General features: G+C 71.1%; 9 protein-coding genes. 8 read left to right on the top strand and 1 reads right to left on the bottom strand.

Annotation, left to right across the window (positions count from 1 at the left end; translation table 11 throughout):
• Positions 1-48 precede the first annotated feature (48 nt).
• From fabI to OZ403_RS31670, 8 genes are all read left to right on the top strand, one after another.
• Positions 49-867 (top strand): enoyl-ACP reductase FabI, encoded by an 819-nt coding sequence (gene fabI / locus OZ403_RS31705; protein WP_140856904.1) that lies wholly within the window; start codon positions 49-51, stop codon positions 865-867.
• Between the two features lie 185 nt (positions 868-1,052).
• Positions 1,053-1,439: a response regulator gene (locus OZ403_RS31700; RefSeq protein WP_011555982.1), complete on the top strand. Its 387-nt coding sequence runs from the start codon at positions 1,053-1,055 to the stop codon at positions 1,437-1,439.
• A 5-nt stretch (positions 1,440-1,444) separates the two neighbouring features.
• Complete coding sequence (locus OZ403_RS31695; protein ID WP_140795013.1) at positions 1,445-2,311, top strand: response regulator; 867 nt, start codon at positions 1,445-1,447, stop codon at positions 2,309-2,311.
• Positions 2,308-3,540 carry a CheR family methyltransferase gene (locus tag OZ403_RS31690; RefSeq protein WP_268782500.1) on the top strand — a complete coding sequence of 411 codons (1,233 nt, stop codon included), beginning with the start codon at positions 2,308-2,310 and terminating at the stop codon, positions 3,538-3,540. The genes OZ403_RS31695 and OZ403_RS31690 overlap by 4 nt, the downstream gene beginning before the upstream one ends.
• Positions 3,537-4,085, top strand: coding sequence for a chemotaxis protein CheW (locus tag OZ403_RS31685; RefSeq protein ID WP_140795011.1), 549 nt, complete (start codon positions 3,537-3,539; stop codon positions 4,083-4,085). Before OZ403_RS31690 ends, OZ403_RS31685 begins: the two co-directional genes overlap by 4 nt.
• Positions 4,075-6,219, top strand: a complete 2,145-nt coding sequence (locus OZ403_RS31680) for a hybrid sensor histidine kinase/response regulator (protein WP_268782499.1) — start codon at positions 4,075-4,077, stop codon at positions 6,217-6,219. The genes OZ403_RS31685 and OZ403_RS31680 overlap by 11 nt, the downstream gene beginning before the upstream one ends.
• Positions 6,216-7,283, top strand: a complete 1,068-nt coding sequence (locus OZ403_RS31675; protein WP_268782498.1) for a chemotaxis protein CheB — start codon at positions 6,216-6,218, stop codon at positions 7,281-7,283. The genes OZ403_RS31680 and OZ403_RS31675 overlap by 4 nt, the downstream gene beginning before the upstream one ends.
• A 76-nt stretch (positions 7,284-7,359) precedes the next feature.
• The gene (locus tag OZ403_RS31670) at positions 7,360-8,955 is read left to right on the top strand and encodes a methyl-accepting chemotaxis protein (protein WP_140795008.1); all 1,596 of its coding nucleotides are present in this window, start codon (positions 7,360-7,362) and stop codon (positions 8,953-8,955) included.
• A 97-nt stretch (positions 8,956-9,052) separates the two neighbouring features.
• Here OZ403_RS31670 and clpA read toward each other — a convergent pair whose 3' ends face one another.
• The gene (gene clpA, locus OZ403_RS31665) at positions 9,053-11,350 is read right to left on the bottom strand and encodes an ATP-dependent Clp protease ATP-binding subunit ClpA (RefSeq protein ID WP_268782497.1); all 2,298 of its coding nucleotides are present in this window, start codon (positions 11,348-11,350) and stop codon (positions 9,053-9,055) included.
• Between the last annotated feature and the right edge of the window lie 3 nt (positions 11,351-11,353).

Raw genomic sequence — 11,353 nt, 5'->3', positions numbered from 1 at the left:
TAGAGAACGCGTTTCCTGTCTTTCCCCTTCCGCAACGAGGCTGTCTCCATGCTGCTCCAAGGCAAGAAGCTGCTCATCACCGGGGTGCTCACGCCTCAGTCCCTGGCCTACGGCATCGCCGAGCACGCGCTGGCTCAGGGGGCCGAGGTCCTCCTCACTGGCTTCGGCCGGGCCAAGTCCCTCACCGAGCGGAGCGCCAAGCGCCTCAAGCCGGGGATGGAGGTGCTGGAACTGGACGTCACCAACTCCGCCCACTTCCTCGCGCTCACGGACGCCTTGCGCCAGCGCTGGGACCGGGTGGACGGTGTGTTGCATTCCATCGCCTTCGCGCCCGAAGATGCTTTGGGTGGCAACTTTCTCAACACCCCGTGGGAGAGCGTGCAGACGGCGTTCCGCATCTCGACGTTCTCGCTGAAGGAGCTGTCGGTGGCGTGCCTGCCGCTGATGACGCAGGGCGGCTCCATCGTCACGTTGGACTTCGACAACCGCGTCGCGTGGCCCATCTACGATTGGATGGGGGTGTGCAAGGCGGCGCTGGAGTCCACGGTGCGCTACCTGGCGCGGGATTTGGGCCCCAAGGGCATCCGCGTCAACGCGCTGGCCGCCGGGCCGCTGTCCACCATCGCCGCGAAGGGAATACCGGGCTTCAAGGCCCTGGAGCGCGGCTGGGGGGCGCAGGCGCCGCTGGGCTGGAGCGCCAAGGACAGCCACGACATGGTGGCCCGCACCGCGTGTGCCCTGCTGTCGGACTGGCTGCCCTCCACCACCGGCGAAATGATCCACGTGGACGGTGGCTACCACGCCATTGGCGCGCCTCCGGTGACGCCGGACGCGGACGAGCTCCCCCCCAAGCCCGCCGGAGAGTAAGCCCTTTCCCCCGGGACCATCTGGACCCGGGGGCGCCGCCTCTGAGGTCATCCGACACCTGCCTGCCCGCACGGATGCCGGGTCGGACCGCCCCCTGTTCTCACGTGAGAGCCCTCACGCTAGAGTCGTGAACGTTTCGCAGGATTCTCCGCGCGTCGCGGGGCCTGCGCAGGAGCCGCCGCACAGTGAGCACCCACAGCACCAACGTCTTGCTGGTGGACGACAGCCCGACGGTTCGCAACATCGTCAAGATCTACCTGATGAACCTCAAGGTCTCGACCGTCGAGGCCGACGATGCGACCCGGGGGCTGCAGATTCTCCGGCTGGTGCCGGTGAGTCTGGTCATCGCGGACATCAACATGCCGGGGATGGACGGCATCACCTTCGTCAAGGAGGTGCGCGCCAGCGCGATGCCGCAGGTCCGCTCGGTGCCCATCCTGCTGCTGACGGCGGAGAAGAACGTGGACCTGCGTCAGCGCGGCACCGAGGCCGGCGCCAACGCCTTCATCCAGAAACCGGTGTCCCACCACGAGCTGACGGAAACGGTCCGTCAGTTCCTCACCAAGGCCTGACCGCCGTGAGCCTGCCGTCCCTGCTGCTCGTCGACGACAGCGACGCGATTCTCGCGCTGGAGCGGGCCATCCTCTCCGGCCACTACACCATCCACACCGCCAGCAACGGCCGCGAGGCCCTGGAGAAGGTGGGGCGCCTGCGTCCGGCGGCGGTGTTGCTCGATTTGTCCATGCCGGAGATGGACGGCGACGAGGTCCTCCAGCGGATGAAGGCGGATCCGGCCACGGCCGACATCCCCGTCATCATCATCTCCTCGGAGAAGTCGCGCGCGGAGGCGTGCCTGGGCCTGGGCGCGGAGGCCTTCCTGGCCAAGCCGTTCCGCGCGGACGAGCTGCTGCAGACGGTGGGCGAGGCCATGACGAGCGCGCGGCAGCGGGCGCGCACGGGCTCGCTGTTGGTGCTTCGCGTGACGGTGGGCGAGCTGGAGTTCGCCATTCCGCTGGACGCGGTGCGGGAGGTCCTGCTGCATCCGGCGACCCGGCCGCTGCCCACCGGGCCGGCGTACCTGCGCGAATACGTGGAGGTGCGGGGCGCGGCGCTGTGCGTGCTGGACGTGGCGCGCCGGCTGGGCGTGGAGCACAAGCTGACGCGCGTGGAGCGCATGCTCGTCGTCATCGAAGCGGACGGCGTGTCGCTGGCGCTCGCCGTGGACACGGTGAAGGACCCCGAGGAGTACGCGTCGGCGGACATCGACCGGCGTGAGCGCGTGGGCGGCGCCGACCATGGCCCGCTGCGCGATGGGCTCATCGGCATGCTGCGGTCGGGAGGGCGTTCGCTGCCCATCCTGGACCCGCGGGTATTCATCGCGCGGGGGCTCCTGCGGGAGCTGCCCGCGATGCTCGAGGCCGCGGAGGCCGGGCGGAACGCATGAGCGGAGCGCTCGACCCGCGGCTGCTGGCCCGCGCGCGGGAAGTGGTGGCCAGCATCACTGGCTTTCGCAATGACGCCATCGCCTCCGAGGCGGTGGACCGCGTTGTTCGCGCGGAGCTGGCCCGCGGGCGCACCGCGCCCGACTTGCTGGGCGAGCTGCTCCATCCCGTCTCCCACCTGGCCACCGCGCTGGTGAAGGCCATCCTGGTGGGGGAGACGTACTTCTTCCGCCACCCGGAGCACTTCCGCTTCATCTCCCACGAGGCCGTGCCCGCGGCGCTCCAGCGTGGTGCCCTGGCCCTGCGGGGCTGGAGCGCGGGCTGCGCGTCTGGCGAGGAGGCGTATTCGCTGGCCGCGTGCCTCCAGGCGTCGCTGCCGCACGGCTTTCCGGTGGAGGTGCTGGGCACGGACATCCACGAGGCCAGCCTGGAGGCGGCCCGCCGCGCCACCTACGGGACGTGGTCCCGCCGCGAGTCCGCGCCGCGCCTCTTCCCGCTCTACTCGGAGACGGGCGAGCGCGAGGTCTCCATCCTTCCCCCCGTCCGCCGCATCACCACCTTCGCCCAGGCGAACCTGCTGGCGCCGCTGCCCGAGCGCTTCGGCCGCTTCGACTTCATCCTCTGCCGCAACGTGCTCACCTATTTCACTCCCGCCGCGCGTGACGCGGCCATCTCCCTCCTGTCGCGCACGCTCAACCCCGGCGGCTGGTTGTTCCTGGGCGCCGTGGAGGTGGACCGGGTCCCCGCGGGCATGGTCCGCGAGGGGCCGCCGGAGCTGCAGGCCTTCCGCCTCCTCACGCCGGAAGAGCTGAACGCCCGCGCCGCCGCCGCGTCCCGCGCCGCCGCCCGTGCCCGTCCAGTGGCGGCGCCGGTCCGCCGTCCGGTGGCGCCGCTGATGCCCGCTCCGGCGCCCGTGGCGCCTCCGCCGCCGCCCACGCGGCTGCACCTGAATGCGCTGGAGCGCATCGAGGAAGGCGACGAGGTGGGCGCGTCCTCCGTGCTGGAGGCCCTGGTCCGCCAGGCGCCGGACTATCTGCCGGGGCTGCTGGAGCTGGCCCTGCTGCGGGAGCGCTCCGGGGCGCGGGAAGGCGCGGTGCCGCTGATGCGCGCCTTGCGCTCGCGCGCCGAGCGGCTTCCACCCGACCAGCTCGTGGAGGGGCCAGAGGCCCTGCCCGCGCGTTTCTACCAGGCGTCCGCTGACGCCTACCTCAACCAGGGGGCGCTCGAATGAAGGTCACCCCGCGGACGTTGGAAGAGGCCCAGGAGGCCGAGGCGCGCGAGCTGTTGGAGCGGCGCGCGTCCCGCCTGCGAGAGCAGGGGGAGAACACCGTCGAGGAGGCGGTCCACTGGATTGCCGAGTTCCCGCTCGGTGAGGAGCGCTACGCGCTCTCCCTGGAGGCGCTGCGCGCCGCGCTGCCCCTGAAGATGGTGTCGCCGGTGCCGCTGTCGGCGCCGCACGTCGTCGGGGTGCTGCGCTTCCAGGGCCAGGTGCTGGCCGCGCTCAGCCTGGCGTCGCTGCTGGGTGGCCACGGCTGGCGGCAGGACCCGGCGGTGCTGCTGGTGGTGGACCGCGGTGACGGCGAGCTGTGCGCGCTGGACTGCGAGGCCATTCCCCGCCCCACCACGCTGCCCATGAGCGCGGTGGAAGCCGCGCGGGTGCGCGCGGAGGGGGCGGTGATGGAGGTCTTCACGCAGGACCGGCAGCTCATCCACCTCATCGACCTGAAGCGGCTGTTCTCCGCCACGCGCGGCACGGGAGCCCGTCATGCCCGTTGATCCGATGCTGCAGGGGCTCGTCGCGGGCTTCGCCGTCGAGGCCCAGGAAGTGGTCCAGAAGGTCACCATGGACCTGCTGGAGCTGGAGCGCGAGGGCCTGGAGACGGACGCCCTCACCAGGCTCTACGTCCGGCTGGGCCGCCACCTGCACACCCTGAAGGGCAGCGCCGCCTCGCTGGGCATGCAGGACCTGAGCGACATCGCCCACAAGCTGGAGGACGCGCTCGCCCCACTGAAGGCCAACCCTCAGAAGATGCCGCGGCCAGTGGTGGACATCCTGCTCCACGGCCTGGACCTCTTCCTGCTGCGCGCGCAGGCCCACGCGGACGGGCGCGGGGACGCGCTTCCGGACCCGGCGGCCGCCCTGGCGCAGCTGGTGGCGGATGCGCCGCCGCCCGAAGAGGCCGCGGCCATGGTCGCCGCCTCCGGGGGCCTGGCCGCCGTCGCCGCGCCGGCTCCGTCCGCGGAGCCCGTGTCCGTGCCGGACGCGCTGCCGGAGTCCGCGGACGCAGGCTGGCGCGTGTCGTCGTGGCAGGTGACGGCGCTGATGCGCGAGGTGGAGCGCCTGCGCGAGGTGCGCCTGCGCGTGGAGGAGCGGGGCCGCGAACTGGAGCGGGTGGCCGTGCTGCTGGCGAAGCAGGGGCTGCTGGCGGAGACGGCGGAGGCGCGTACGGCGCTGTCGGGCACCGCGCGCTCGCTGCGCACCGACGGTGAGGAGACGAGTGACATCGTCGACGCGCTGGAGGATGGCCTCAAGGCCATCACCACGCGCCCGGTGCGCACCATCCTGGATCCGCTCCAGCGCATGGTGCGTGATTTGTCCCGTCAGCTGGGCAAGGAAGCGCGGCTGTCGGTGGTGGGCTCGGAGGTGTCGCTGGACCGGCGCCTGCTGGAGAAGCTGCAGGGCTCGCTGGTGCACCTGCTGCGCAACGCCGTGGACCACGGGCTGGAGCTGCCGGCGGACCGTGAGCGCGCGGGCAAGCACCACGAGGGCGCGCTCACCCTGCGCGTGGAGCAGCAGGGCAACCTGCTCTACCTGGAGGCGTCCGACGACGGCGCCGGCATCGACGTGGAGGTGGTGCGACGCCTGGCCGAGCAGCGCGGCGTCGTCACCGCGGAGGAGACGGCGCGCTTCAACGAAAACCAGCTGCGGGACCTCATCTTCCGGTCCGGCTTCAGCACCCGCACGGACGTGACGGACACGTCCGGCCGCGGCGTGGGCCTAGACGCGGTGCGCGCGTCGGTGGAGGCACTGCAGGGCCGCATCGAGGTCGCGAGCACGCCGGGGCAGGGCACGCGCTTCATGCTGACGCTGCCCACGGACCTGGGCAGCTCGCCGGTGCTGGTGGTGCGCGTGCTGGAGCAGCTGGTGGGCCTGCCCATGCTGGCGGTGGAGGCCACGCAGCTGGCGCGCGCGGAGTCGCTGCGCCTGGGCAAGCGCCGGGCGCATTTGGAGTACCAGGGGCAGCTGTTGTCGGTGGTGGACCTGGGGGCGCGGCTGGGCCTGCGCGCCCTGGCGCCGCCGGCCGAAGGGCAGCCGCTGCTGATTGTCCAGAGCGGTGGCAAGCGCGTGGCGCTGGTGGTGGACGCGGTGGTGGGGGACCGGGATCTGGTCATCCGCCCGCTGCCGTCGGAAGTACGCGACGTGCCGGCCTGGCAGGGCGCGGCCACGCTCAGCCGTGGCGAGCTGCTGCTCATCTGCCGCCCGGACTGGCTGGTGACGGAGACGGTGCAGGTGCAGGTGTCGGCGCAGCGGCGGGCGCTGGTGGTGGACGACTCGCTCACCGCGCGGGCGCTGCACCGGGCCATGCTGGAGGCGGGCGGCTTCACGGTGCACCTGGCGGCCAGCGGGGCCCGGGCCCTGGACCGGCTCCAGTCGGACACCTACGACGTCGTCATCTGCGACCTGGACATGGAGGAGATGGACGGCATCCAGCTCATCGCGAAGCTGCGTGAGCGCCCGGAGACGGCGTCGCTGCCCGTCATCCTGGTCTCCGCGCACGACAGCTCGGTGGCGCGCGAGCGGGGCCTGAAGGCGGGCGCGGACGGCTACCTCAGCAAGCGCGAGTGCGCCGCGGGCCGTCTGCTGGCAGAGGTGCTGGACGTCATGAGCCGCCGGGGGAGTCGCGCGTGAGCGTCATGCGGCCCATTCGGGTCCTCGTGGTGGACGATTCGCCCACCATGGCGAACATGCTGACGGCCCTCCTCACGGAGGAGCCGCGCATCGAAGTCGTGGGCCGGGCGGGAGACGGCAACCGCGCCGTGCAGCTGGCGCGCCTGCTGCGCCCCGATGTCATCACCATGGACCTGCTCTTGCCCGGCCTGGATGGACCGGGGGCCATCGCCGCCATCATGTCCCAGTCCCCCGCGCGCATCCTCGTGGTGAGCGCGGTGGCGGAGCAGCGCGGCGTGGACCTGGGCTTCCAGGCGATGAGCGCCGGTGCGCTGGAGCTCATCGGCAAGCCCAACGTGACGAACGCGGAGGAGCTGCGCCGCTGGGGCAAGGAGCTGGCGCACTCGGTGTGCCTCATGGCGGAGGTGCCCGTCATCTCCCGCCGGCCGCGTGCGGCCACCGCGCCGCCGCCGCCCACTGGCGCGCGGGTGGACATCTTCGGCGTGGTGGCCTCCACGGGGGGGCCGCCCGCGCTGGCGGACGTGCTGTCCAAGCTGCCTCGCTCGCTGCCGGTGCCGCTGCTCATCGCCCAGCACATCACCGTGGGCTTCACCCAGGGCATGGTGCGCTGGTTGTCCCAGGTGACGCCGCTGCCGGTGGCCATCGCCAAGGACGGCGAGCGGCTGGAGCCGGGCCGCGTGTACTTCCCGCTGGACGGGCATGACCTGCTGGTGGACGCGGCCGGACTGGCGCGCCTGCAGCCCAGCCGGGGCGGACCGTGCCCCAGCGGGGATGTGATGCTGACGTCGCTGGCCGCCGCCTTTGGCCGGCGCAGCGGCGGGGTGGTGCTCACCGGCATGGGCGAGGACGGCGCACGCGGCCTGCTGGCCATCCGCAGGGCGGGCGGCGTCACCTTCTCCCAGGACGAGGCGTCGTCGGTCGTCTTCGGCATGCCTCGCGCCGCGCTGGATGTGAAGGCCACCGACCAGGGCGTGCCCCTGGCTTCCATGCCGGAGCTCATCCTCCAGAGCTGTACCTTCGCCCCCTTCCGGGGCGGACGCCCCGAGGGAGGACCCACCCGGTGAGCTCCTCCTGTGCCTGTTTCACCTGCCCGCCTCCGCGCGGGTGCCGTGCTGACGTCGTTTCCCCGGCGGTGATTCCGTGAGCCTCCCGCAACAATCCTTCGCCTCCCAGTTGTCGCAGCAGTTCCGCCAGTCGCTGGGGCTGGCGCCGAAGTTCGTGCTCGTCACCGCGCTCATCAGCGCGACGGCGGCCACCCTGCTCACCGGTGTCGCCACGCGGCGGCTGGAGAGCGACCTGGCGGACAGCTACCTGGGCGCGGGGCGGCACGTGGCCCGCGGGCTGGCGGTGGCGGCGGAGCAGGGGGTGTCGGCGGGGGCCAGCGCGCTCCAGCCCATGCTGGACGCCAGCGTGGGCCATTCGGACCTGGCTTATGCCTTCATTCAAGACTCGGCTGGCAACGTGGTGGCCCACACCTTCCCGGACGGCTTCCCGGACGCGCTGAAGGAGGCGGTCGCCACCGCGGGCGCGGGCTCGGTGCTGGAAGCGGACGCCGGGGGCCTCCGCCTGCGCGCCATGGACGTGGTGGCGCCGGTGGCCGGTGGCCGCCTGGGCTCCGTGCACGTAGGCGTGTCCCGGGACCACATCGACGAGCTGGTGTCCGCGCTGCGCGTGCGGATGGTGGGCTTCGCGGCGCTGCTGGTGGCCCTGGGCGTGGCGGTGTCCGCGCTGTTCGGCCGCAGCATCGTCGGCCCGCTGAAGAGCCTGACGGAGGTGGCCGGCCACATCGTGGAGTCCGGTGACCTGACGCGCCCCATCCAGGTGAAGAGCGGTGACGAGGTGGGCCGGCTGGCCAACTCCTTCTCGCAGATGGTGGAGCGGCTGCGCGAGGTGACGCTCAACCTCCAGCAGGCGGCCGTGGCGCTCACCCAGTCCACCGAGCACCTGAATTCGTCCTCCACGGAGCAGGCGCAGACCATCTCCCGGCAGGCCGCGGCGCTGCAGGAGACGCAGGTGACGGCGCAGGAAATCAAGCAGACCTCCATGCTGGCCGCGCAGAAGGCGGAGAGCGTGCTGTCGGTGGCCGAGCGCGCCGACGCGCTGGCCAAGTCCGGCGAGGCCTCCATCGAGCTCACCATGGCGGGGCTCAACGACATCCGCGCCCAGGTGGGGGAGATTGCCCAGAAAATCGTCGAGCTGGGCGAGCGCACGCAGCAGATTGGCGGCATCACCCAGACGGTGAAGGACCTGGCGGACCAGTCCAACATGCTGGCGCTCAACGCCGCCATCGAGTCCGTCCGCTCCGGCGAGCACGGCAAGGGCTTCGGCGTGGTGGCGCGCGAAATCCGCGCCCTGGCGGACCAGTCCATCGAAGCCACCACGCGCGTGCGTGAGCTGCTGGACGACATCGCCAGCCAGGTGACGTTGGCGGTGCGAATCACGGAGCGCGGCGCCGAGCGCATGGAGTCGGGCCTGGCCCAGGTGCGCACCAGCGGGCAGAACCTGCGCGAGCTGTCCTCCATCGTCCAGGACAACGCCGCCGCCGTCCGTCAGATTGCCGCCGCCGTCAGCCAGCAGAACGTGGGCATCAATCAAATCACCCTGGCGGTGAATGACTTGTCCAAGATGATGGATGAGACGGTGGCCCGCATCGGCTCCACCGGCGAGGCCGCCACCACGCTGCAAATCATCTCCGAGCAGCTCTCCAGCGCGGTGAAGAGCTACCGCGTCGAGTAGTCGCTCGCCCGCTGTCACGGGCGGACAGACGAAGGCCCCGGCTCCCAGGGAAGGGGACCGGGGCCTTGTCATGTCCACGGCCAGCGCGGGCAGGGGACTACGCCACCTCGGCGGTGGCGGGCTCCGTGCGCAGCTTGAGGCTGTCATCCTCCACGTCGTAGTGGGCGGTGCCTCCGTTCTTGAGGTCCCCGAAGAGGAGCGCCTGGGCGAGCGGCTTCTTCAGCGAGTTGTCCACCAGCCGGGCCATGGGGCGTGCGCCGAAGGCCGGGTCGTAGCCGTGCTCGGCCAGCCATGCGCGGGCGGCGGGCGTCAGCGCCAGCTTCACCTTCTTCTCGTCCAGCATCTTCTGGAGGAGGCGCACTTCCTTGTCCACCACCTTGAGGATGACCTCGGGCGGCAGGCCGGAGAAGAGAATCCACCCGTCCAGGCGGTTGCGGAACTCCGGCGTGAAGGTGCGCTCAATCGCCTTCTTCGCGCGGGTGGCGTCCACCGGCTTCGCGAGGTCCCCGAAGCCAATGGCCTTGGTGCTCATCTCCTGGGCACCCGCGTTGGTGGTGAGGATGAGGACGATGTTGCGGAAGTCGGCCTTGCGGCCGTTGTTGTCCGTCAGCGTCGCGTGGTCCATCACCTGGAGCAGGATGTTGAAGAGGTCCGGGTGGGCCTTCTCGATTTCATCCAGCACCACCACCGCGTAGGGGTGCTTGCGCACGGCGTCCGTGAGCAGGCCGCCCTGGTCGAAGCCGACGTAGCCCGGCGGCGCGCCGATGAGCCGGCTCACCGTGTGCTTCTCCGAGTACTCGCTCATGTCGTAGCGCAGGAACTCCACGCCCAGCGACTGCGCCAGCTGCTTGGCCAGCTCCGTCTTGCCCACGCCCGTGGGGCCGGAGAAGAGGAACGAGCCAATGGGCTTCTCCGGCGCGCGCAGGCCGGAGCGGGCCAGCATGATGGCGCTGACCAGGTCCTTGATGGCCGGGTCCTGCCCGAAGATGACGCCCTGGAGGTCCTTCTCCAGATTCTGCAGCTGCACGCCCTCGCTGGCGGACACGCTCTTGGCGGGGATGCGCGCCATCTTCGCGACGACGGCCTCCACGTCCGTGCCGCTGACGGTGTTGGAGCGCTGGCCCTCCGGCTTGAGCCGCTCGGCCGAGCCCGTCTCGTCGATGACGTCGATGGCCTTGTCCGGCAGGAACCGGTCGTTGATGTGCTTGGCGGACAGCTCCGCCGCCGCGCGGATGGCCTCGGGCTGGTACTTCACCCCGTGGTGCTCCTCGTAGCGGCTCTTCAGCCCTTCCAGGATGAGGATGGTGTCCTCGACGGAGGGCTCACCCACCTCAATCTTCTGGAAGCGGCGTGACAGGGCCCGGTCCCGCTCGAAGGCGGACTTGTACTCCTGGTACGTCGTCGAGCCGATGCAGCGCAGCCGCCCGCTGGCCAGCGCCGGCTTGAGCAGGTTGGACGCGTCCATGGAGCCGCCGCTGGTGGCGCCCGCGCCGACGATGGTGTGGATTTCGTCGATGAAGAGGATGGCGTTCGGCTGCTCCTTCAGGGCCTTGAGCACACCCTTGAGCCGCTCCTCGAACTGGCCGCGGAACTTGGTGCCCGCGAGCAGCGCGCCCATGTCCAGCGAGTAGACGACGGCGTCCTTCAGCACCTCCGGCACTCGGCCTTCGTGGATGTGCAGCGCCAGGCCTTCGGCGATGGCCGTCTTGCCCACGCCCGCCTCACCTACGTAGAGCGGGTTGTTCTTCCGGCGGCGGCAGAGCACCTGGATGGTGCGCTCCAGCTCCTTCTCGCGGCCGATGAGCGGGTCGATGCGCCCCTCCTTGGCCTCGATGTTGAGCTGCACCGTGTAGGCCTCGAGCGGGCTCTTCTTCGGGGACTCGCCCTCGTCGTCGTCGCCCGCGGGGGCGGCGTGGCCGGCGCTCTCCTCGCCTTCACCCTCACCCTCGCCGTCCTTGGTGACGCCGTGGGAGATGTAGTTGAGCAAATCCAACCGGGTGACGCCCTCCTGCTGGAGCAGGTAGAGCGCGTGGCTCTCGTCCTCGCGGAAGAGGGCCACCAGCACGTCCCCACCGTCGATGAGCTTCTGCTCGGCGGACAGCGCGTGCATGGCGGCGCGGTGGAGCACCCGCTCCACGCCGATGGTCTGCTGCGGCTCGGCGTCCACGCCCTCCGGCAGGCGTTCAACCGTCTCCTCCAGGAAGGAGACCAGGCGCTCCTGGAGTTGCTTCACGTTGGCGCCGCACCCCTTCAAGACTTCGCGCGTGCGCGCGTCCCGGGTGAGCGCCAGGAGCAGGTGTTCCAGCGTCAGGTACTCGTGGCGCATCTTCCGCGCCTCGTCCAGGGCGGTGCGGAAGCTGGCCTGCAACTCTTTGGCAATCAGCGGTCCTGCCACGTT

Origin of the sequence: Myxococcus sp. NMCA1 (genome assembly GCF_026810205.1) — a bacterium.
In the GTDB taxonomy this organism is placed as follows: domain Bacteria; phylum Myxococcota; class Myxococcia; order Myxococcales; family Myxococcaceae; genus Myxococcus; species Myxococcus xanthus_A.
The sequence above is the reverse complement of the archived record's forward strand: the minus strand, read 5'-3'. Positions and strand labels throughout refer to the sequence as shown.